The following is a 21,404-nucleotide window of genomic DNA, read 5'->3' on the forward strand; positions in this document are numbered from 1 at the left end:
TCCGGACCCCGGTTTACAACATCGCCTTTACATGCGCGACCGAGCATTCGGCCAATGCCTGCAGGTCGTAACCGCCCTCCAGCATCGACACCACCCGCCCGGCCGCATGTCGCCGCGCCAGCGCATGCAGCTCGCGGGTGATCCACGCGAAGTCGTCGGTCTCCAGCATCAGGTCCGCCTGCGGATCGCGCAGGTGAGCATCGAACCCGGCCGAGATCAGCAGCAGCTGCGGACGGAAGTCGTCAATGGCCGGCAGCATTTCTTCGGCCCAGACGTTCTGGAACTTGAAGCCGCCGCTGCCAGGCGGCAGCAGGATGTTGAGCAGGTTGCCCGCACCGCGGTCGCGGCGCAGGCCGGAGTTCGGAAACAGCCCAGCCTGGTGCGTGCTGTAGTACGCCACGCGCGGGTCGGCGATGAAGATGTCCTGGGTGCCGTTGCCGTGGTGCACGTCGAAATCCACCACCGCAATGCGCTCCAGCCCATGCCGGTCGCGCGCGTGGGCGGCGGCAATGGCAATGTTGTTGAACAGACAGAAGCCCATCGCGGTCGTGGCGGTGGCATGGTGGCCGGGCGGGCGCACCGCGCAGAAGGCCACCGGGTCTTCCCCCAGCATCACCGCATCCACCGCCGCCACGCCGGCACCGGCCGCGTGTACGGCGGCGGCGGCTGAGCCGGGCGAGGTCATGGTGTCCATGTCGATCAATCGCAGCGGCTCGGTCTGCGGTTGCAGCACCAGATCGATCAGCTCGCTGTCGTGCACCCGCGCCAGATCACCGCGCTTGGCCGCCGGCGCTTCCCGCCAATCCAGCCGGCCCGGAAAGGCCGCGTGCAGCGCGTCCAGCACGACCTGCAGGCGTTGCGGAGACTCGGGATGGCCGGGGCCGGGATCGTGCTGCAGACAGGCGGGGTGGGTAAAGACCAGCATGCGGCTCCGTTTCCGTTAACCGTGGCGGCGGCTGTGCTGCCAGAGGACTTCGCCCTGGCCGTCGACGCGGGCCAGCACCCGGGCCAGCACGAACAAGAGGTCCGAAAGGCGGTTGAGATACTGCAGCGCTTCACTGCGCACTGGCTCCAGGCGGGCCAGGGTGACCGTCTCGCGCTCGGCGCGGCGCACGATGGTGCGGGCCAGATGGCAGCGGGCGGCGGCTTCGCCCCCGGCCGGCAGGATGAACTCCTGCAGCGCCGGCAGGCTGGCGTTGTAATGATCCAGCTGCTGTTCCAGTGCGGTCACGTCGCCCTGCTGGATCGCGGCGTGGCCGGGAATGCACAGCTCCCCGCCCAGGTCGAACAGCTGATGCTGGATGCGGGTCAGGAGTGGGCGGATGTCCTCCGGCAAGGCCACAGCCAAGAGCACGCCCAGTGCCGAGTTGGCCTCGTCGACGGTGCCGAAGGCATTGACCCGCGCATCGTCCTTGGCCACGCGGCTTCCATCACCCAGCCCGGTACTTCCGTCGTCGCCGGTGCGGGTGTAGATGCGCGAAAGCCGGTTGCCCACGAGGTGTGCGGACTCAGCGCAGAACGTCGCGGCGGGCCTGCAGCACCTTGCCGACCTGTTCGGTGGCCAGCTGCAGCGCCGCCGCCAGGCCGACATAGGTCGCGGTGGTGCGCAGGTACGGCAGGAACCACTGGGCATAGTTCTGCGCCCAGCCGGACAGGGTGGGGTCGGCTACCACGTCGCTGGTCCAGTAGAACCCGCCCTGCGCGAACAGGTGGCACACCGAAACCGCTGCCAGCAGCAGGGCGACGCCCTTGCCCAGCACGGCCCAGTTGGCGCTGCGGTAGCCCTGGCGCAGCAGCGCGCCGCCGGCCCACATCGCAAAGTAGGCGGGTATCAGCAGGGCGGTGCCCGGCGACACGCAGTAGTGCTGCCAGTAGCCGATGCCGCTGGCACGGATCACCAGCACGTCGATCACCAGCGCCAGCACCATCAGCAGCGGGAAGGCCCAGCGCGTCCACGCGCGCAGGTGGAAGCCGGCAATGAAGAACACCGCCCACGAGGCATCCGGGATCGCCGCGAAGTGATTCACGCGGGTGGCGATCATCAGCAGGGCCAGCACCGCAAGAATGAACGCGCGGGGGGCAATGGACGGCGGGGACGCGGGTTGGGTGGTCATGGCATTCATTCTAGCGCCTGCCGCGCGCTGCGGGCTGGCTCTATCATGGTGGGCATGAGTGAACATCATGATGTAGTGATCGTCGGCGGCGGCCTGGTCGGGGCCAGCCTGGCCATTGCCCTGGACCGCGCCGGGCGCAGGGTGGGGCTGGTCGAGGCCACGCCGGCCGGCAGCCTGCCGCCGGTGTTCGACCAGCGCAACCTCAGTTTTGCCGCCGCCACCGTCAACGCGCTGACCGCGCTGGGGGTGATGCCGCTGCTGGGCAGCGCGGTGGGGCCGATCACCCGTATCCATGTCAGCCGCGCCGGCGACTTCGGCCGGGTGCAGATGAATGCCGCCGACTATCAGCGGCCGTGGTTCGGCCAGGTGGTGGTGGCGCGCGACTTCGGACAGGCACTGGAAACCCGCCTCGGCCAGTTGCAGCACCTCACCCGCTACCGGCCGGCGCGCTTCGTGCGGCTGGGCGAGGTGGTGGACGGCCATCGCGCGGTGGTGGTGGCCGACGACAGCGGCGAACGCACGCTGTGGGCGCGGCTGGTGGTCGGGGCGGATGGCACCCGCAGCGGCGTGCGCGAAGGGTTGGGCATCGGCGTGGACGAGCACGATTTCGACCAGACCCTCTTTGTGGCACGGCTGCGCGCGGCGCGCGCGCCCGATGGCACCGCCTACGAGCGCTTTACCGACACCGGCCCGACCGCGCTGCTGCCGCGTGGCGACCGGCATTTCGGCGTGGTGCACGGGGTGGCGCGCGAGCAGGCCGAGGCGGTGATGGCCCTGGACGAGACCGCCTGGCTGCAGCGCCTGCAGAACGCCATTGGCTGGCGCGCCGGACGGCTGCTGGAAAGCGGTCCGCGCAGCGCCTACCCGTTGATCCAGGTGCTGGCGCGCGCGCTGGTCGGCGAACGCACGGTGCTGCTGGGCAATGCTGCCCAGACCATCCATCCGCTGGGCGCGCAGGGCTTCAACCTCGGTCTGCGTGATGCGCTGACCCTGGCCGAGCTGCTGCCCGAGGTCGGCGACCCGGGTAGCGATGCCCTGCTGCAGCAGTACGTGGCGCGCCGTGAAGAGGACCGCCGCCAGACCATCGCCTTCTCGGGCGGGCTGGCGCGGGTGACCAGCAATCCGGCCCCGCTGCTGCGCCCGCTGCGCAGCCTGGGGCTGCTGGCCGCGCAGGCCAGCGACGTGCAGTCGATGCTGGTCGGCGGAGCCATGGGCTTCCGCGGCGAGGTGCCGGCGTTGTGTCGGGGAGCAACCCCATGAACCGGCGCATGCGCGATGTGATCGTGGTTGGTGGTGGCGTTGTGGGGGCGGCGTGCGCGCTGGCTCTGGCCGATGCCGGGTTGGACGTCACCCTGGTAGAAGGCCGCGAGCCGGCCCACTGGCAGGCCGCGCAACCGGACCTGCGGGTATACGCGTTCGCCCCCGACAATGCGCAGCTGCTGCAGGCGCTGGGGGTCTGGCCGGCGGTGCTGTCCGCGCGTGCCTGTGCCTACCGGCGCATGCGGGTGTGGGATGCCGCTGGAGGTGAGGAACTGTGCTTCGATGCCGACCGCCTGGGCCGCGAGCAGCTGGGCTGGATCGTCGAAAACGATCTGCTGGTTGACCGTCTGTGGGCGGCGCTGCCGGCCGCCGGTGTGCAGCTGTGCTGTCCGGCCCGGGTGGAAGCCCTGGAACAGGATGAGGACGGCGTGCGCCTTCGCCTGGACGACGGCCGTCGACTCGAGGCGCGGCTGGCGGTGGCGGCCGATGGGGCCGAATCCACCCTGCGCCAGCTGGCCGGCCTGCAGGTCACCCGCGAGGACTATGGCCAGCGCGGCGTGGTCGCTTACATCGACACCGAACACGACAACGAAGCCACCGCCTGGCAGCGCTTCCTGACCACCGGGCCGCTGGCGGTGCTGCCGGCCGGTACGCGGCGCAGCTCCATCGTCTGGACCCTTCCTGATGCCGAAGCCGAGCGCGTGTTGGCGCTGGACGACGTCGCATTCGGGCAGGAGTTGACCCGCGCGTTTGGCGCGCGTCTGGGGGCGATGACGCTGGCCAGTCGTCGCGCCGCGTTCCCGCTGCGGCGGCAGCTCGCCACCGCCTATGTGGCCGGTCGCGTGGTGGCCTTGGGCGATGCCGCGCACGTGGTGCATCCGCTGGCCGGGCAGGGCGTGAATCTGGGCCTGCGCGACGTGGCCGCGCTGCGCGAACGTGTACTGCAGGCCCAGCAGCGCCGCCAGGACTGGTCCAGCCCGGACCGGCTGCAGCGCTGGGCGCGCGAGCGCCGCAGCGACAACACCGTGTCGGCGTACGGGTTTGATGCGATCAACAAGGTGTTCTCGAATGACGAGATGCACCTGACCCTCGCGCGCGGTCGCGCGCTGGGTTGCGTGGGCAAGTGGCCACCGCTGGTGTCGGCGTTCTGGAAGCGGGCGGCGGGGTTGGGGTGAGGGACGTTCTGGCCTCCCGTTGACGCGCATGGCGCGTCACCACGCGGGCTTGATCGAAATCCCGTGTAGGGACACGCCATGCGTGTCCACGATGAAATGATCGATATCCCTCGTAGAGCCACGCCCTGCGTGGCTTCGCAACAATGATCGAAATCCGGTAGAGCCGGGCCTTGCCCGGCTGCAGGATAGGGCGCTTCGCACTGCGCGTTCCCCCTCCGTGAGCCGATCATGACCATCACCAGCATCCTCACCCAGATATTCAAACCAGCCACCTACGCCGCCCAGAAGGCGGTAGCCCACCCTGAGGAGTTCAAGCGTGGGATAGCTGCGCTGCTGAAGAACATCAAAAACCTGAACCCCAGCCCGGAAGACTCATCGAACGTCTGTGTCCGCAGCAATCTTGCCTTCTCGAACCTGTGGAAACTCGAAACGTTCAACCAGTCTCCGCACGACGGCGGGACGCCCCTTGATGTAGCAACTGCAAAAGAGCAGTTGAGCTACGTCAAGTCCTTGAAGAGAGACTTCAAGTCACAGTTCGAGGACGTACTGAAGTCCAACGGGCGACGTGATTGCTGGTACAGGGACCAGGTCACGCCATTGAAAGAGCTTTACGGGGAGGCGAGCAAGCTCCAGCACTTCAACCATCGGGACTACGGGCAGCAGAAAAGCCAGTAGCCGTAAAAGATGATTGGATTTTGAAAGTGCCCAAGGCGGAAGGTGTCCAGAATCGCCGGTTGACCTAACCAGAACACACCCGCCATGACCGCGCCGATTGCTTCCGTCTCCCCGAAATCGACCGCCCCCGCTTCGTTAGGGCGGTCCGAGAAATCGCAGAACGGGGTAAAACCGACAAAAGTCTCAAACGAGTCACCCGTTAAGGTGCCGCACCAGAGCCAACAGCAGCGACTTCTTAATGAGGCCTTTGGTGCCTTTTTGAGCAACGTCAAGAAAGCCTCAGCGGTCGATTCGTTGCCGCTGCAGCATGTCTGTTCAACGGACAACCGCTTGCGCTGACGGCCTGACGCGCATGGCGCGTCACTACGGGATGTCCCAAATGACGCGATTCCCGTAGCGACACACCATGCGTGTCGTCGCGGTGCATGACACGCCGTGATGTCGCAATCGGCCCGAAATGATCGATTTCGACAAGTGGCTCACCGCCACGCCCCGCACACTGACGCAAACCACTCGCGCAGGTGCATGATGGCCCTATCCGGAATCTCCACTGTACTGAACGTGCTTCGCTCGCAGGACGTCCAGAAGGAGCAGAAGGCGGCTGCCGACGCCGAGCCCCTGTGTCCGGTCGAAGTCGTATCCGGGTTGCGCGGGATGCTGCAGGAGATCAGGAACGGCCAGCCCGCAGGCGTGGGCTTCAGCGGCGGCAACGGGGTGGCGGCTTACGCGGAACTTAATGCCCTCGTCGAACGCGCCCCGGACGGCGAAAGCGTTCCGCTCTCACCTGAGGGTTTCGCTTCCATGCTGTTGCATGTATCCCAGCTGGAAGCGGATCTCGCTCGACAGCTAAAAAATGCCCATTCAGAGCCGGCGCGGCAGGCGCTGCAGCGGGCTATCGGCGCAGCAGAAAACGTGAAGCATCTTTCCCGGTAGTGACGCGCCATGCGCGTCAATGCGGTGGTCTGGCGCGGTGGTCTGGCAGGGTCGAAGCCACGCAGGGCGTGGCTCTACGTTGCGACGGTTCAGGGTACTAGCCAGCCCTGCAGTTGGGTGCGATCCAACCGTCCCCGCCGCGCGGTATCCAGCGACTGGAACTCATCCGCCAGCGCGGGATTGGCCTGCGCTTCCTCACGGCTGATGAAGCCATCGCCGTCCACATCCAGCGCTTCAAACCGGAACCGGTACTGCCCGACCACGCTGTCCGGCTGCACCGAACGCACCGTCACCGTCGATTCGCCCGCCACCGGCGGCAGGGTCACCGCATGGGTGACCGCCCCACTGGACAAGGACTGCGTACGCACCCCGGCCGGAACATCCCGCAGCGGTGCAGTGGTCGCCGGCACCTGCGCCAAGGCCACACCGACAAACCCCGCGTAGAGACACGCCACGCGTGTCATCGCCACAACGACGCCCCGCGAACCCGTCACCACGCCAGCACCGTGATCTCTTCACGGTCGTGATACAGCTGTTTGGCGCGCACATTCAACGGCCGCCCGGCCTGCTCCTGGAACAGATCCAGGCACAGCCGGGTCTCATCCCAGCGCTTCTTCATCGGCAGCTTCAGATTGAAAATCGCATGCCGGCACCAGCCCTCGCGGAACCAGGTGGCCATGCGTTCGGCCACGCGTCGCGGCTGTTCGACCATGTCGCAGACCATCCAGTCCAGCGGCGCTTCCGGCTGCCAATGGAAACCATCGGCGCGCAGGTGCTCGACCAGGCCGGTCTGCAGCACGTGCTCGCGCAGCGGGCCGTTGTCCACGCTGATTACGTGCATGTGCTGGCGGGTCAACACCCAGGTCCAGCCGCCGGGCGCGGCACCGAGGTCGGCCGCGCGCATGCCAGGCTTGACCAGCTGCTCGCGTTCTTCCGGGCGCATCAGGGTCAGCAGCGCTTCGTCCAGCTTCAGCGCCGAGCGCGACGGCGCTTCCGGCAGCAGCTTCAGGCGCGGAATGCCCAGCGCCCACGGCGCGCTGTCACGCGTGTCGGCCACGCATACGAAGGCATGCCGGCCATCGACAAAGACCACGTGCAGTCGCGGCAGGCCGGTGTTGGCCCTGTCGGTCAGCAGGCCGGCCTTGCGCAGCGCCGGGCGCAGCGCATTGCCGAAGGCACGCGCCAGACCGGCCAGCGGTTTGCCGGCGTCCGAATCGGGGTGTTCGACCCACATGTCGCCGAACCGGGCCTGGCCTTCCAGCGCGGCCAGAATCGGGGTGATGCGGTCGGCCGGGTCCAGCTCGCGCAGCTCGGCCAGCACCACCAGCTTCTGGCGGGCAAAGATCAGCGAGCGCCACGGCAGGGCCTGCGACAGCTTGGCCCCTTCGTCGGTGGCGAACAGCACATAGCCGTCGTTGCGCTGGGTGCGCGCGTAGCCGGCCACGCCGGCGTAGGCCGCGCGCTCGCTCAGCTCACCCGCCAGCTCGGGCTCGAAGCCCTGGCGGCACAGACACAGCAGGCCGCTCACAGGCGCGCACCTGTGGCAGCGCGATCAGTAATGCGCGCCATTGGTTTCCCCATAGGTGCGCAGCACCGCGCGCGCAGCGTCGCGGTTGATGCCGCGCACCACCTCGATACCGCGCTTATTGAGCTCGCCGACCCAGTCGGCAGGCAGCGGACCTTCGTCGAACGGGGTCAGTTCTTCCACGTCCTGTGCGCTGGCCCCGATCAGCAGGCGGTCGATGCCGGCCCAGATGGTCGCACCGAAGCACTGGCAGCACGGCTGCGACGAAGTGGCCAAGGTGATGGGCGTAAGCACATCGTTCAGGCGCGGGGTCTGCAGGCGCTGCTGGGCCAGCATGTAGGCCATGTTTTCAGCATGCGCCAGCGAAGTGTTGTGCGGCACCACGCGGTTCACGCCGGCGGCGATCACGGTGTCGCCGGGGCCAAACACCACCGCGCCGAACGGACCGCCACTGGCGTGTTCAACATTCAGGCGCGACAGCTCGATGGCCAGGGCGACCTTGGCCTCATCGCCAGGATAGGCACGGGCCAGGTCAATCTGGTCGTGGATCCAGGCGGGCAGGGTCAGGTGGACTTGTGCGTACAGCATGGCAGTTCTCTCAGGCCGACCAGGTGTCGCGCAGGGTCACGCTGCGGTTGAACACCGGGGCGGCGGCAGTGTGGTCACGGCGGTCGGCGACGAAGTAGCCGGTGCGCTCGAACTGGAACGACTGCTCCGGCGCGGCATCGGCGGCAGCGGGTTCGACGTAGCCGGTGACGGTGCGGCGCGATTCCGGGTTGAGGTAGTCGCGGTAGGTCTTGCCTTCGGATTCGTCGTCCGGGTTCGGCACGGAGAACAGGCGGTCGTACAGACGGATTTCCGCCGGCACGCCGTGCGCGGCGCTGACCCAGTGGATGGTGCCCTTGACCTTGCGGTTGGCCCCTTCCATGCCGGGACGCGATTCCGGGTCCAGCCAGCCGCGCAGTTCGGTGATGGTGCCGTCGGCATCCTTGATCACTTCATCGCAGCGGATGATGCCGGCCCCGCGCAGGCGCACTTCGCCGCCCGGCACCAGGCGCTTCCAGCCCTTCGGCGGTACTTCGGCGAAGTCTTCGCGGTCGATCCACACCTCACGCGCGAACGGCACCGAACGGCTGCCGAAGGCCTCGTCCTTGGGGTGGTTGCTGAAAGTGAGCTGTTCTTCAAAGCCTTCCGGCAGGTTGGACAGCACCAGCTTGACCGGGTCGATCACCGCCATACGGCGTGCGGCGGCACTGTCCAGGTTTTCGCGCAGCGCGCCTTCGAGCACGCTGAAGTCAATCAGCGAGTTCTGCTTGCTGATGCCGACGCGTTCGGCGAACAGGCGCATGGCGGCCGGGGTGTAGCCGCGGCGACGCAGGCCCTGCAGGGTCGGCATGCGCGGGTCGTCCCAGCCGTCCACCAGCTGTTCGGTGACCAGCGCCATCAGCTTGCGCTTGCTCATCACGGTGTAGTTGATGTTCAGGCGCGAGAATTCGATCTGGCGCGGTTTGGCGGCTTCGCGCGGCAGGCCGCGGTCGACCAGCGGCTGGGTCAGGTCCGGGCTGTGGGCGAAATCGACGTTGTCCACGCACCAGTCGTACAGCGGGCGGTGGTCTTCGAACTCCAGCGTGCACAGCGAATGGGTGATGCCTTCGATGGAATCGCCCAGCGCGTGGGCGAAGTCGTACATCGGGTAGATCGGCCAGGCGTTGCCGGTGTTCTGGTGTTCCACATGCTTGATGCGGTAGATGGCCGGGTCGCGCAGGTTGATGTTGCCGCTGGCCATGTCGATCTTCGCGCGCACGGTGCGGGCACCGTCGGCGAACTCACCGGCGCGCATGCGCGCGAACAGGTCGAGGTTTTCTTCCACGCTGCGGTCGCGCCACGGCGACGGGCGGCCGGGTTCGGTCAGGGTGCCGCGGTAGGCGCGCACTTCCTCGGCCGACAGGTCGCAGACATAGGCCTTGCCGTCGCGGATCAGCTTCTGCGCGGCCAGATAGTAGGCGTCGAAGTAGTCCGAGGCGTGGCGCAGTTCGTTCCACTCAAAGCCCAGCCAGCGCACGTCGTCCTGGATGGCGGCGACGTATTCCGGGTCTTCCTTGGCCGGATTGGTGTCGTCGAAGCGCAGGTTGCACACGCCGCTGAACTCGCCGGCGATGCCGAAGTTCAGGCAGATCGACTTGGCATGGCCGATGTGCAGGTAGCCGTTCGGCTCGGGCGGGAAGCGGGTCTTGATCGCCTGGTGCTTGCCGCTGGCCAGGTCCTCACGCACGATCTGGCGGATGAAATCGCGCTTTTCGTGGGTTTCCGGAAGGGCGTCGGTGGGGGCGGCAGTAGGCTCGGACATGGTGCGCTGGGCAGTAGACAGAAAGAATGACAGTCTATCGTGTCCGGCTGTGCCGGGCACGATAGACGGGTAGGTACCGACCGTTGGTCGGTACGCGCTTTCCCGGCCCGCGTTCACATCCCGGGCGTATGCTGGACTGAACCCGTCATCGAGGCCCGCCCATGCACGTCATCTACAAGGCCGACAACCTGTTCGACGCCCATCTGGTCAAGCACGCGCTGGAAGATGCCGGCATTCCGGCCTTCGTCTTCGGTGAACAGCTGCTGGGCGGCATGGGCGAGCTGCCCTTGTTCGGCGTGCTGCGGGTCTGTGTGCCGGATCTGGCAGCCCCGGAGGCAGCACAGATCGTTGCAGGGCTCGACTTGGCCGGCCCGTCGGACGACCCCATATGGGATGGAGACGAAAGCGCCGGCCTGTTGCCGGCCTAGGAGAACGCCATGTTGGGAGTGTCCAGACTGCTCGGAATCGGCGCGTTCAAGCAGCGCCTGCCGCGCCCGGAAGAGGCCCTGCCGGGCCGCGAACACCCGCTGCCGCTGCACAACCAGCACTTCGTGAACAGCCATCCGCTGAAGGACAGCTTTGCCGGCAAGGAGCGGATCCGCTTTGCGATGGGCTGCTTCTGGGGTGCGGAACGCAAGTTCTGGACGCTGCCGGGGGTGTACAGCACGTCGGTGGGCTACGCCGGTGGGCTGACCCCGAACCCGACCTATGAAGAGGTCTGCTCGGGCGAGACCGGGCATACCGAGATCGTGGAAGTGGTGTTCGACCCGTCGGTGATCAGCCTGACCGAGCTGTTGCAGGTGTTCTGGGAAAATCATGACCCCACCCAGGGCATGCGCCAGGGCAACGACACCGGCACCCAGTACCGGTCGGCGATCCACGCCACCAGCCAGGCCCAGTTCGACGCCGCCGTTGCCAGCCGCGATGCCTACCAGCAGCGGCTGAGCGACGCCGGTTACGGCCCGATCACCACCGAAATCGAGTTCCCGGCGCCGGAGTACTACTACGCCGAGGACTACCACCAGCAGTACCTGGCCAAGAACCCGAACGGCTACTGCGGCATCGGCGGCACCGGCGTCAGCTGTCCGATCGGGGTGGGGGCGTAACCGCGTGCCATCAACAGCGTGTCGGTGATTGCGGGAAACGCCGAATCAACGGCGGTGTTGATCTGGGGTCACTCGTTACCGGATGTTGGATGTTTCACGGCCGTCGTCTGTCGACCGACGCTACCGGCATCGTGCGCGGATAAGCTTTTGCTGGCCGCATCGCGCGATCCATCGGGGGAGGCCCACAGGTAGCCCCCGGAGGGACACTCCACGGCATGGATGCCCGTAGTGACACGCCATGCGTGTCATGAGCCCCCGGGGTCTGCAAGGACACGCATGGCGTGTCCCTACATAGGGCCCCTGCGCGTGCGGAAACTTACAAACGCTCGCGAATCGTCTGACGCAGCGCTTCCAGATCCTTCGCGAACGCTTCAATACCCGTCGCCAGCTTCTCGGTCGCCATCGGATCGGCGGCCAGATCGGCGGCAAAGCGCGCGGCATCAATCGGGGTCACTGCAGCACCATCGGCCGCAGACGGCGACAGCTTGCGCGGCAGTTCGCCGTGGTCGGCGTCCAGCTTTTCCAGCAGGTCCGGCGAAATGGTCAGGCGGTCGCAGCCGGCCAGCGCTTCGATCTGCGCGGTTGAACGGAACGAGGCACCCATCACCACCGTCGGCGAGCCGCGGCGCTTGAACTCGGCGTACACCCCGCGCACGAACACCACGCCCGGGTCTTCGTCGATGCTGGCCGGGCTCTGGCCGTTGGCCACGTACCAGTCCAGGATCCGGCCCACGAACGGCGAGATCAGGAAAGCACTGGCTTCGCTGCAGGCCAGGGCCTGGGTCGGGTTGAAGATCAGGGTCAGGTTGCAGTCGATACCCTCGGCCTGCAGCTGGCGCGCCGCTTCCACGCCTTCCCAGGTCGCGGCGATCTTGATCAGCACCTTGCTGCGCGGCACGCCGGCCGCTTCGTACATGGCAATGAACTGGCGCGCCTTGGCCACCGTGGCGTCCACGTTGTGGGCCTGGTCGGCATCGACTTCAGTGGAAACACGGCCCGGCACCAGCGTGCTCAGCAGCGTGCCCACGCCCACCGTCAGGCGGTCAGCCACGGCATGCACGATGGCTTCGCGCTCGCCGTTCTGCTCACGGCCCCACGCCAGTTCGCGTTCAATCAGCTCCGCATACACCGGCAGGTCCAGCGCCTTCTTCACCAGGGTCGGGTTGGTCGTGCAGTCGACCGGCTTCAGGCGCTTGATGGCGTCGTAGTCGCCGGTGTCGGCAACCACCACGGACAGGTCACGCAGCTGGGCAAGTTTGGAAGGCGTTGCGGTGCTCATGGAAACTCCTGGTTCGAAGACGTGGATCAGGGCGATGGGGGGCGGCGCGATACGCGACCGACGCTCCCCGCCGCGCACTCAGTTCGGGGTGGCATTGTGGACCGCGGTCACCCGCAGGCGCAGCTTGCGCCCACCCGGTGCATCCCAGTCCATGGACTGGCCCACAGCCAGACCCAGCAAGGCGGTGCCGACCGGCGCAAGGATCGAGACCTTGCCTTCGTCGACGTTGGCTTCGCGGGGATAGACCAGCGTCAGCACGTGCTTGTCGCCGTGCAGCTCATCTTCGCATTCCACGCGCGAATGCATCATGACGATGCCCGGCGGCATCTGGTCCGGCGCCACGACGGTCGCACGGTTGAGTTCCTGGGCCAGCGCCAGACCGGCGGGTGACTGGCCGACAGCGGGCGACTCGAGCATGGCGTCGAGGCGGTCCATGTCATGGCTGGACACGGTGATGGATGGCGGCAGACCGCTGGAATTGGACATGTGACGCTCCTGGGTGAAGTAAAAGACACAAGCAAAAGGCGGTGCCTGCTGGCACCGCCCGGTTCTATTGTGCGATGTAACGGGATCGGAAGCGACCGGGGGACAGGGCGGCCCGATAAAGCGGGTTCAGTTGGCGGGAAGCGCCGCCTCGGCCGCGACCTGCGGGCGGTCGCTGGCGTCCAGCGACAGCAGTTCCGCCGGCAGCTGCTTGAACTGCCGGGCCAGCTGGGTGAGGAAGTCGGTCATCGCCGAGCTGCGCCGCCAGACCATGCCGACGCGCCGGGTGGGACTGCCCGGCCCACGGAAGTCGAGCAGGTGAATACTGTCCGAACGCGGCACCGGCGGCTTGATTGCCAGGGTCGGCAGCAGGGTGATGCCCACATCGGCCGCGACCATCTGACGCAGGGTTTCCAGACTGGTGGCGCGGAACTCGGATTTTTCATTGGCCCCGAACATGCGGCACACCGCCAATGCCTGGTCACGCAGACAGTGCCCGTCTTCGAGCAGCAGCAGGCGCTGGGTGGACAGCTCGCGCGCATCCAGGTGGTCCTGGCCGGCCAGCGGGTGCTTGCTGGAGACGGCCAGCAGGAACGGTTCTTCGAACAGGAATTCCGCATGCAGCGCATCGTCGTCCACCGGCAGCGCCAGCAGCGCCGCATCCAGCCGGCCGTCGCGCAGACGGTTCAGCAGTTCATCGCTTTTTTCTTCCACCAGCAGCAGTTCCAGATGCGGATAGCGCTTGCGGATGCCGGGAATCACGTGCGGCAGCAGGTACGGGCCCAGGGTGGGGAAGATGCCCAGCCGGATGCTGCCGGCTTCCGGGTCGCGGGCGCGGCGGGCGGCTTCCTTCAGTTCTTCGATTTCCGCCACGATGATCCGGGCGCGCACGGCGGCCTCGGTACCGGCGTGGGTCAGCATCACCTTGCGTGAGCCGCGCTCCACCAGTGGCACGCCCAGCTCATCCTCCAGCTTGCGCAGCTGGGTCGACAGCGTCGGCTGGCTGACGTGACAGACGGCGGCGGCCTTGCCGTAATGCTTGTGGTCGGCCAGCGCCACCAGATACTTCAGATCACGCAGGTTCATTTCCTTGTACCTCCAGACAATGGACCGGGCGAGGGCGTGGAGTACCCAGTAATGGCGAAAAAGGTTCCCGGCGGACCGGGAACCTGTCGTTTCAGGCAGCTTCGGCGACAGCGCCGCTGCTCTTGGGAACCGACGTACGGATCAGATGATCGAACGCGCTCAGTGCCGCCGTGGAGCCGGCCCCCATCGCGATGATGATCTGCTTATAGGGTACGGTAGTGCAATCACCCGCGGCGAACACGCCGGGCACATTGGTCTGGCCGCGGTCATCGATGAGGATCTCGCCGCGCGGCGAAAGCGCCACGCTGTCCTTCAGCCATTCGGTGTTCGGCAGCAGGCCGATCTGCACGAAGATGCCTTCCAGCTCGACCCGGTGCGCGTCGCCTCCAACCCGGTCCTGGTAGACCAGGCCGGTCACCTTCTGCCCGTCGCCCAGCACTTCCTGGGTGAGCGCGCTGGTGATGATGGTGACATTGCCGAGGCTGCGCAGCTTCTTCTGCAGCACTTCATCGGCGCGCAGTTTGTCGTCGAATTCCAGCAGCGTGACATGCGCCACGATGCCGGCCAGGTCGATGGCCGCTTCAACGCCGGAATTGCCGCCGCCGATCACCGCCACGCGCTTGCCCTTGAACAGCGGACCGTCGCAGTGCGGGCAGTAGGCCACGCCCTTGTTGCGGTACTGGTCTTCACCGGGCACGTTCATCTGCCGCCAGCGCGCGCCGGTGGACAGAATCACCGAGCGCGACTTCAGCGAAGCACCATTTTCCAGCTTGATCTCGACCAGGCCGTCATCGCCGGCGGGTACCAGCGCGGTGGCGCGCTGCAGGTTCATGATGTCGACCTCGTACTCGCGCACGTGCTGTTCCAGCGCGGTGGCCAGCTTCGGGCCTTCGGTTTCCTTGACCGAAATGAAGTTCTCGATCGCCATGGTGTCCAGCACCTGGCCGCCGAAGCGCTCGGCCGCCACACCGGTGCGGATGCCCTTGCGTGCGGCATAGATTGCCGCCGCCGCGCCGGCCGGGCCACCGCCCACCACCAGCACGTCGAACGGGGCCTTGGTTGCGATCTTCTCGGCATCGCGCTTGGCAGCACCGGTGTCGAGCTTGGCCACGATCTGCTCCAGGGTCATGCGGCCCTGGTCGAACACTTCACCGTTGAGGTAGATGGTGGGCACCGACATGATCTGGCGCGCTTCCACCTCGGCCGGGAACAGGCCGCCGTCAATCGCCACGTGCTGGATGCGCGGGTTCAATACTGCGGCCAGGTTCAGCGCCTGGACTACGTCCGGGCAGTTCTGGCACGACAGCGAGAAGTAGGTTTCAAATCGGTAGTCGCCATCCAGGTTGCGCACCTGCTCGATCAGCTCGGCGGTGGCCTTGGACGGGTGCCCGCCAACCTGCAGCAGGGCCAGCACCAGCGAGGTGAATTCGTGGCCCATCGGCAGGCCGGCAAAGGCCAGGTGGATGTCCTGGCCCGGGGTGCCAAGAGCGAACGAAGGGGTCCGCTCGCCACTGTCGCGACGCACCTCCAGGCTGATCTGCGAGGACAGCGTGGTCAGCGTTTCGAGCAGCTCGAGCATTTCCTGCGACTTGGCACTGTCATCCGCGTGCGCCGTGATCTGGATCGGGCGGGTGACGCGTTCCAGGTAGGTCTTCAGCTGGGACTGGAGATTGGCATCCAACATCGAAAAACTCCTTGATTCAGGCAAGCGGACAGCGTTGACGCGCCCCACGGGTGCATCAGCGCGACATGGGGGTGAACCGAAGTGGGCGCGGTGGGCACCCACTTGGGTTCACCCCCATTCCCGTCGAAACGGGAATGGGGATGGAGAGCGGCTTAGATCTTGCCGACCAGGTCCAGCGACGGGGTCAGGGTCTTTTCGCCTTCCTTCCACTTGGCCGGGCACACCTGGTTCGGGTTGGCGGCGGTGAACTGGGCAGCCTTCAGCTTGCGCAGGGTCTCGGAGACGTCACGGGCGATCTCGTTGGAATGGATTTCCAGGGTCTTGATCACGCCTTCCGGGTTGATGATGAAGGTGCCGCGCAGGGCCAGGCCTTCTTCTTCAATGTGCACGCCGAAGGCGCGGGTCAGCTTGTGGGTCGGGTCGCCGACCAGCGGGAACTGGGCCTTGCCGACGGCCGGCGAGGTTTCGTGCCACACCTTGTGCGAGAAGTGGGTATCGGTGGTGACGATGTAGACCTCCGCACCGGCCTTCTTGAACTCGGCGTAGTGGTCAGCGGCGTCTTCGATCTCGGTCGGGCAGTTGAAGGTGAAGGCAGCCGGCATGAAGATCAGGACGGACCACTGGCCCTTCAGGCTGGCGTCGGAAACCTTGATGAATTCGCCGTTCTGGTAGGCATTGGCTTCGAACGACTGGATCTGGGTGTTGATGAGCGACATCGATATTCCTCTTGGATGAAGGGCGGGGTGAAGCGATGGGTAAAGACTACCGGTCCCTGATCGATTAGTGAAATCAATTGATTCACCACATTTCGATAGACACCATCTATCGTAGGCAGTTCAGGTGTCTTTACGGTCTGGCATCAAGATGGGGTTGGATATCTTTCAATTCAATGACTTGAGTCTCAAATGAGGCCATGGCCTTGATAGATACCGTAAATGGACCGGCGTGGGCGGCTGAACAATGGGGCAACCTGACCTACACTGCGCGGCTTACCGTTCCGGGCCTGTCATGACTGTCGCGCCACACCGTGAGATCCGCCAGCTGCTGGCCGACGCCGCCGGGCAGCTGCCGGGCGTCGAAGGCCGTCACGAGGCCGAGCTGTTGCTGCTGCACGTGCTGGGCCGGGAACGCAGCTGGCTGTTCGCACACGCCACCGATGCGGTGGAGCCGGAGACCGAGGCGGCGTTCGCGCAGTTGCTGCAGCGCCGGATCCAGGGGGAGCCGGTGGCCTATCTGTTGGGACGGCGCGGGTTCTGGACCCTGGACCTGGCGGTCAGCCCGGCCACGCTGATTCCCCGGCCGGAAACCGAACGGCTGGTCGAACTGGCGCTGGAGCGCTTGCCGGCCGACCGCCCCCAGCAGGTGGCCGACCTCGGCACCGGCAGCGGGGCCATCGCGCTGGCGCTGGCCAGAGAACGCCCGCTGGCGCAGGTCTTGGCCACGGATATGAGTACGGAGGCGCTGGCGGTGGCCGCCGAGAATGCCCGTCATCACGAACTGGTCAACGTACGCTTCCGGCAAGGGTCCTGGCACGCGGCGCTGGGACAGGAGCGCTTCGACCTGATTGCCACCAATCCGCCGTACATCGCGGCGGACGACCCGCACCTGGCGCAGGGCGACCTGCGCTTTGAGCCGGCCACCGCGCTGGCCTCGGGCGCGGACGGGCTGGATGACATCCGGACGATCGTGGCCGGCGCACCGGCGCATCTGCTGGCCGGTGGCTGGTTGCTGATCGAACATGGCTGGGACCAGGGGCCGGCGATCCGCGCGCTGTTGGAGTTGGCGGGTTTCGTGGAGGTCAGCACGGCGGTGGACCTGGAGTACCGCGACCGGGTCAGTCTGGGACGCCTGCAGTAAACGGAGGCGGGGCTAGAATGGCGACCAGTGTTTCATTCTTCTGGAGCTTCGCCCATGCGCACGCTGTACCCCGCGATCACCCCCTATGACGTTGGCAGCCTGAAGGTCGACGACCGCCACACGCTGTATTTCGAGCAGTGCGGCAACCCGGATGGCAAGCCGGTGGTGATGCTGCATGGGGGCCCGGGCGGCGGCTGCAGCGAGAAGATGCGTCAGTTCCACGACCCGGCCAAGTACCGGATCATTCTGTTCGACCAGCGCGGCGCAGGCCGTTCAACGCCGCATGCGGACCTGGTGGACAACACCACCTGGGACCTGGTGGCCGACATCGAAAAACTGCGCGAGCACCTGAAGGTGGAGCGCTGGCAGGTGTTCGGCGGCAGCTGGGGTTCGACCCTGGCGCTGGCCTATGCACAGACCCACGCGCAGCGGGTGACCGAGCTGGTGCTGCGCGGCATCTTCATGCTGCGCCGCTGGGAACTGGAATGGTTCTACCAGGAAGGTGCCAACCGCCTGTTCCCGGACGCGTGGGAACATTACCTGGCCCCGATTCCGGCAGTGGAGCGTCACGACCTGATTTCGGCCTTCCACCGCCGCCTGACCAGCGAAGACGAAGCCACCCGCCTGGCAGCGGCGAAGGCATGGAGCGTGTGGGAAGGTGCCACCAGCTTCCTGCATGTCGATCCGGACTTCGTGAACAGCCACGAAGACCCGCATTTCGCATTGGCGTTCGCACGCATCGAGAACCACTACTTCGTCAACGGTGGTTTCTTCGAAGTGGAAGACCAGCTGCTGCGCGACGCACACCGCATTGCCGACATTCCGGGCGTGATCGTGCACGGCCGCTACGACGTGGTCTGCCCGCTGCAGAACGCCTGGGAACTGCACAAGGCCTGGCCGAAATCCACGCTGGAAATCTCGCCGGCCTCGGGCCATTCGGCATTCGAAGCAGAGAACATCGACGCCCTCGTTCGGGCAACGGATCGTTTCGCCAGCTGATTGCACGATCTCCGTCGTACCGTACGATCTGCATCGGATTGCATGATCTCCGTAGAGCCGGGCTTGCCCGGCTGCTGTTGGATTCGTGCGAACAACCCTCGATTCACGGCATCTATGGTTTGGCGGCTCGGGATGGGTTTGCGGGACACGCCGTAAACCCGTCCATGGGGGCTCGTCAAAAACATCCATGTTTTTGACGGTCCCGCAAACCCACCCCGACCCACCTTCGACAGGTGGTCGGTGGCCATGGGAAATGCCGAATCAACGGCGATGTCGATCTGGGGTCATGCGTTCCCGGATGTTGGGGATTTCAAGGCGATCGTCTGTCGACCGATCCCACCAAAGCAGGACCAGCGCACAGACAAGTGATGAGTTGGTTTTGATCTTCCGTGGCCACCGACGCACTGTCGTGGCGGGTCGGGGTGGGCTGGAGGGGGCGTGAGCCGCATGGATGCGGGGATCGAGCTTACAGGGACGTACTTGCAGCGTCCCCCGGAACGCCCATCCCGACCTGCCAGCCCAGAGGTGCCGTGAACCGAGGGCTGTTCGCCCAAATCCAACAGCAGCCGGGCAACGCCCGGCGATCCGTATCCCCCGCAATCAAGCCATCGCCAGCAACCGCGGCTCCAACACGCCAAACACCCGCGCCAATCGATCCGCCCACGCAATCTGCCCGGCGGCATCGGCAATCAGATCCTGGCGGATCTCCAGTTCCACGTGCACCAGCCCGCGGCCTTCGCCGTGCACCGGCACCGCGTAATCGCTGGTACTGCTGACCGAGTACGGCTCGTTGTCGCCCACCACCAGGTCGCCCTCATCGCGTAGCGCCTGCAGCAGTGCATGCGCGAAACGCGTGTCGCGGTGGTACAGCACGCCGGCGTGCCAGGGGCGTTCGAAACCGTTCATCGACGAGGTGAAGCTGTGCATCATCACCAGCAGGGTAGGGCGCGCCTGTTGCTGGCGCGCCTCCAGCTCGGCCTCGATCCGCGCGTGATACGGCGCGTGGATCGCATCAATGCGCTGCTGACGCTGCGCATCGCTCAACGCCCCGTTGCCCGGAATGCGGGTGTGGTCGCTGACTTCGGGAATCAACGTCAGTGATGCCAGTGGCCGGTTGCAGTCGATCAGCAGCCGCGAATACGTCTGCTCGATTGCCCACGCGTCCAGCCGCTCCGCCAACGCACGGGTGGTGCCGGCTATGCCGATGTCCCAGCCGATGTGGCGATCCAGTTCGGCCTGCGGCAGGCCCAGATTCGCCAGCGATGCCGGAATCGCCTGCCCGGCATGGTCGGCCAGCAGCAGGAACGGCGAACGCCCCTGCGGGCGATGCACCGTGTACACCGCGGGGTCACCGGTGCCGAGCGGCGGGGGAACAAGGCGGCCGGTATCAGCCACGCGGCGTGCCATCCAGATGGTGTTCGATCATCCACAGCCCCGCCCACAGCTTGGCATCGAGCTGGTAGCCCTGGTTCATTTTTTCCACCAGCCAGGCGGCCGCCCGGGCGCGCGGAATCGCATGCACGGTGATGTCTTCGCTGTCATCGCCGCCACCCTCGCCGACCCGGCGCAGGCCGGTGGCGCGAACGAAGGCGATGCGTTCGCTGCTGGCACCCGACGAGGTCGGGCCGATCATCAGCACCTCGGCATGGTCGGCGGTCCAGCCGGTTTCTTCCTCCAGTTCGCGCACCGCTGAGTCTTCAATCGACTCGCCGGCCTCGATGTCGCCAACCAGCCCGGCCGGCATCTCGATGGTGAGTGCCTGCAGCGGGACCCGGAACTGCTCCACGAACAGCACCTCGTCCTCCGGGGTCACCGCGATGATGATCGCCGCCAGTCCGCCGGCATGGGTGCGCTCGCTGTATTCCCAGCTGCCACGCACCACCATGCGCTGGTACTTGCCTTCAAAAACGACTTTCGGGGGCTGCGTGTTGTGGCTCATGCGAACTCGTTGGCAATGGAAGAAGAATCGGAAAGACCGCCGGCGGTGAACAGGCGGCGGCGGGTGAGCGGGCCAAAGCGCAGTGCATCACACAGGCCCTGCAGCATCTGCGGGTCGGCGCTGGAGCGGCCAAAACCGGCTCCATCCAGCGGCGCATCCAGCGCAATCGTGGTCAGCTGCCGCCACAGCAGCGCGTGCTCGCGCTGCTCGCGCAGACGCACCGCCATCTGTGCCGCGCCGCGCAGGCGCAGGAACGGCACCTCGTCCAGACGCTCATACAGAGTGTCCATGCTGCCGAAATGGGCCAGCAGCACCGCCGCGGACTTCGCGCCCACGCCGGTCACACCGGGAATGTTGTCCACCGCGTCGCCACACAGCGCCAGATAGTCGGCAATCTGATGCGCCTGCACGCCGTGGCGGGCCTTGACCCCGGCCATGCCCCAGCGCTGGTTGCGCGCGTAGTCCCACTGCTCGTCGTGCTCATGCAGCAGCTGCGACAGGTCCTTGTCGGCGGAAATGATCACCCCGCGCATGCCGCCGGGGCGGCTGGCATGCAGGGCACTGCCGATCAGATCGTCGGCTTCATACTCGTGGTGGGCCAGCACGGTCAGGCCCAGTGCCATGCACAACGCCTTGCAGTGCGCGAACTGACGGCGCAGTTCCTCCGGTGCCGGGTCGCGATTGGCCTTGTAGGCCGCATACAGCCGGTGCCGGAAGCAGCTGTCCAGGGCTTCGTCGAAGGCCACCACGATGTGCTGCGGGCGCTCACGCTCCAGCAGGTCCAGCAGGAAGCGGGCGAACCCGTGTACCGCGTTGGTCGGCCAGCCCTGCTGGTCCTGGAACTCGTTGGGCATCGAGTGCCAGGCCCGGAACACATACAGGCTGGCATCGACCAGATACAGCGGCGGGCGCAGGGCCAGCCCGGGCGGAGCCTCGATCATC

Annotated in this window: 24 protein-coding genes; 9 read left to right on the forward strand and 15 right to left on the reverse strand. The window is 66.4% G+C overall.

Annotated elements, in window-relative coordinates; all coding sequences use genetic code 11:
* Nucleotides 1-13: 13 nt before the first annotated feature.
* Genes PDM29_RS11125 through PDM29_RS11135 form a run of 3 tightly spaced genes read right to left on the reverse strand, consistent with a single transcriptional unit; the run spans nt 14 to nt 2,114 of the window.
* The gene (locus PDM29_RS11125) at nt 14-925 is read right to left on the reverse strand and encodes a histone deacetylase family protein (RefSeq protein ID WP_311190237.1); all 912 of its coding nucleotides are present in this window, start codon (nt 923-925) and stop codon (nt 14-16) included.
* 15 nt (nt 926-940) lie between these two features.
* On the reverse strand, nt 941-1,495 hold the full coding sequence (locus PDM29_RS11130) for a cob(I)yrinic acid a,c-diamide adenosyltransferase (protein WP_311190238.1): 555 nt from the start codon (nt 1,493-1,495) through the stop codon (nt 941-943).
* Between the two features lie 13 nt (nt 1,496-1,508).
* Entirely contained in the window at nt 1,509-2,114 is a 606-nt protein-coding gene (locus tag PDM29_RS11135) for a hypothetical protein (protein WP_311190239.1), read from the reverse strand.
* Between the two features lie 54 nt (nt 2,115-2,168).
* Here PDM29_RS11135 and ubiH point away from each other — a divergent pair, with 54 nt between their 5' ends.
* The 5 genes from ubiH to PDM29_RS11160 all read left to right on the forward strand — a co-directional run bounded on the left by ubiH (nt 2,169) and on the right by PDM29_RS11160 (nt 6,157).
* On the forward strand, nt 2,169-3,374 hold the full coding sequence (gene ubiH, locus PDM29_RS11140; RefSeq protein WP_311190240.1) for a 2-octaprenyl-6-methoxyphenyl hydroxylase: 1,206 nt from the start codon (nt 2,169-2,171) through the stop codon (nt 3,372-3,374).
* Nucleotides 3,371-4,549 carry a UbiH/UbiF family hydroxylase gene (locus PDM29_RS11145; RefSeq protein WP_311190241.1) on the forward strand — a complete coding sequence of 393 codons (1,179 nt, stop codon included), beginning with the start codon at nt 3,371-3,373 and terminating at the stop codon, nt 4,547-4,549. The genes ubiH and PDM29_RS11145 overlap by 4 nt, the downstream gene beginning before the upstream one ends.
* 228 nt (nt 4,550-4,777) lie before the next feature.
* Entirely contained in the window at nt 4,778-5,224 is a 447-nt protein-coding gene (locus PDM29_RS11150; RefSeq protein WP_311190242.1) for a hypothetical protein, read from the forward strand.
* Nucleotides 5,225-5,308: 84 nt separating this feature from the next.
* On the forward strand, nt 5,309-5,563 hold the full coding sequence (locus tag PDM29_RS11155) for a hypothetical protein (RefSeq protein WP_311190243.1): 255 nt from the start codon (nt 5,309-5,311) through the stop codon (nt 5,561-5,563).
* Nucleotides 5,564-5,749: 186 nt separating this feature from the next.
* Complete coding sequence (locus tag PDM29_RS11160; protein WP_311190244.1) at nt 5,750-6,157, forward strand: hypothetical protein; 408 nt, start codon at nt 5,750-5,752, stop codon at nt 6,155-6,157.
* 89 nt (nt 6,158-6,246) lie between these two features.
* Here PDM29_RS11160 and PDM29_RS11165 read toward each other — a convergent pair whose 3' ends face one another.
* Genes PDM29_RS11165 through PDM29_RS11180 form a run of 4 tightly spaced genes read right to left on the reverse strand, consistent with a single transcriptional unit; the run spans nt 6,247 to nt 10,029 of the window.
* Nucleotides 6,247-6,621 (reverse strand): EF-hand domain-containing protein, encoded by a 375-nt coding sequence (locus PDM29_RS11165; RefSeq protein WP_425508753.1) that lies wholly within the window; start codon nt 6,619-6,621, stop codon nt 6,247-6,249.
* Nucleotides 6,622-6,647: 26 nt separating this feature from the next.
* Nucleotides 6,648-7,685, reverse strand: coding sequence for a 23S rRNA (cytidine(2498)-2'-O)-methyltransferase RlmM (rlmM, locus tag PDM29_RS11170; protein ID WP_311190246.1), 1,038 nt, complete (start codon nt 7,683-7,685; stop codon nt 6,648-6,650).
* Between the two features lie 24 nt (nt 7,686-7,709).
* Nucleotides 7,710-8,270, reverse strand: a complete 561-nt coding sequence (locus PDM29_RS11175; protein ID WP_311190247.1) for a nucleoside deaminase — start codon at nt 8,268-8,270, stop codon at nt 7,710-7,712.
* 10 nt (nt 8,271-8,280) lie between these two features.
* A complete protein-coding gene (locus tag PDM29_RS11180; protein WP_311190248.1) occupies nt 8,281-10,029 on the reverse strand; it encodes a glutamine--tRNA ligase/YqeY domain fusion protein in 1,749 nt (582 codons plus the stop codon).
* 161 nt (nt 10,030-10,190) lie between these two features.
* Between PDM29_RS11180 and PDM29_RS11185 the strand changes: the two genes are divergently transcribed.
* Both PDM29_RS11185 and msrA read left to right on the forward strand, forming a co-directional pair.
* Complete coding sequence (locus PDM29_RS11185) at nt 10,191-10,457, forward strand: putative signal transducing protein (RefSeq protein ID WP_311190249.1); 267 nt, start codon at nt 10,191-10,193, stop codon at nt 10,455-10,457.
* A 27-nt stretch (nt 10,458-10,484) separates the two neighbouring features.
* The gene (msrA, locus tag PDM29_RS11190; protein ID WP_311193768.1) at nt 10,485-11,135 is read left to right on the forward strand and encodes a peptide-methionine (S)-S-oxide reductase MsrA; all 651 of its coding nucleotides are present in this window, start codon (nt 10,485-10,487) and stop codon (nt 11,133-11,135) included.
* Nucleotides 11,136-11,451: 316 nt separating this feature from the next.
* On the opposite strand, the gene PDM29_RS11195 is transcribed toward msrA, so the two are convergent.
* The 5 genes from PDM29_RS11195 to ahpC all read right to left on the reverse strand — a co-directional run bounded on the left by PDM29_RS11195 (nt 11,452) and on the right by ahpC (nt 16,383).
* Entirely contained in the window at nt 11,452-12,414 is a 963-nt protein-coding gene (locus PDM29_RS11195) for a transaldolase (protein ID WP_311190250.1), read from the reverse strand.
* A gap of 78 nt (nt 12,415-12,492) precedes the next feature.
* Entirely contained in the window at nt 12,493-12,900 is a 408-nt protein-coding gene (rnk, locus tag PDM29_RS11200) for a nucleoside diphosphate kinase regulator (protein WP_311190251.1), read from the reverse strand.
* A 126-nt stretch (nt 12,901-13,026) separates the two neighbouring features.
* A complete protein-coding gene (locus tag PDM29_RS11205) occupies nt 13,027-13,983 on the reverse strand; it encodes a LysR substrate-binding domain-containing protein (protein WP_311190252.1) in 957 nt (318 codons plus the stop codon).
* A gap of 91 nt (nt 13,984-14,074) precedes the next feature.
* The gene (gene ahpF / locus PDM29_RS11210; protein WP_311190253.1) at nt 14,075-15,667 is read right to left on the reverse strand and encodes an alkyl hydroperoxide reductase subunit F; all 1,593 of its coding nucleotides are present in this window, start codon (nt 15,665-15,667) and stop codon (nt 14,075-14,077) included.
* Nucleotides 15,668-15,819: 152 nt separating this feature from the next.
* Nucleotides 15,820-16,383: an alkyl hydroperoxide reductase subunit C gene (ahpC, locus tag PDM29_RS11215; protein ID WP_125359973.1), complete on the reverse strand. Its 564-nt coding sequence runs from the start codon at nt 16,381-16,383 to the stop codon at nt 15,820-15,822.
* A gap of 292 nt (nt 16,384-16,675) precedes the next feature.
* On the opposite strand from ahpC, the gene prmC reads away from it, so the two are divergent.
* Together prmC and pip are read left to right on the forward strand one after the other, a co-directional pair.
* Entirely contained in the window at nt 16,676-17,524 is an 849-nt protein-coding gene (gene prmC / locus PDM29_RS11220; RefSeq protein ID WP_311190254.1) for a peptide chain release factor N(5)-glutamine methyltransferase, read from the forward strand.
* 54 nt (nt 17,525-17,578) lie between these two features.
* On the forward strand, nt 17,579-18,523 hold the full coding sequence (pip, locus tag PDM29_RS11225; RefSeq protein ID WP_311190255.1) for a prolyl aminopeptidase: 945 nt from the start codon (nt 17,579-17,581) through the stop codon (nt 18,521-18,523).
* Nucleotides 18,524-19,123: 600 nt separating this feature from the next.
* Here the strand turns inward: pip and PDM29_RS11230 are convergent.
* Genes PDM29_RS11230 through PDM29_RS11240 form a run of 3 tightly spaced genes read right to left on the reverse strand, consistent with a single transcriptional unit; the run spans nt 19,124 to nt 21,403 of the window.
* Nucleotides 19,124-19,930 carry an N-formylglutamate amidohydrolase gene (locus PDM29_RS11230; protein WP_311190256.1) on the reverse strand — a complete coding sequence of 269 codons (807 nt, stop codon included), beginning with the start codon at nt 19,928-19,930 and terminating at the stop codon, nt 19,124-19,126.
* On the reverse strand, nt 19,911-20,462 hold the full coding sequence (locus PDM29_RS11235; protein WP_311190257.1) for an NUDIX hydrolase: 552 nt from the start codon (nt 20,460-20,462) through the stop codon (nt 19,911-19,913). The genes PDM29_RS11230 and PDM29_RS11235 overlap by 20 nt, the downstream gene beginning before the upstream one ends.
* Nucleotides 20,459-21,403, reverse strand: a complete 945-nt coding sequence (locus PDM29_RS11240; protein WP_311190258.1) for a 5'-3' exonuclease — start codon at nt 21,401-21,403, stop codon at nt 20,459-20,461. Before PDM29_RS11240 ends, PDM29_RS11235 begins: the two co-directional genes overlap by 4 nt.
* Nucleotide 21,404: the final 1 nt, after the last annotated feature.

The sequence above is a fragment of the Stenotrophomonas oahuensis genome, assembly GCF_031834595.1.
Lineage (GTDB): Bacteria > Pseudomonadota > Gammaproteobacteria > Xanthomonadales > Xanthomonadaceae > Stenotrophomonas > Stenotrophomonas oahuensis.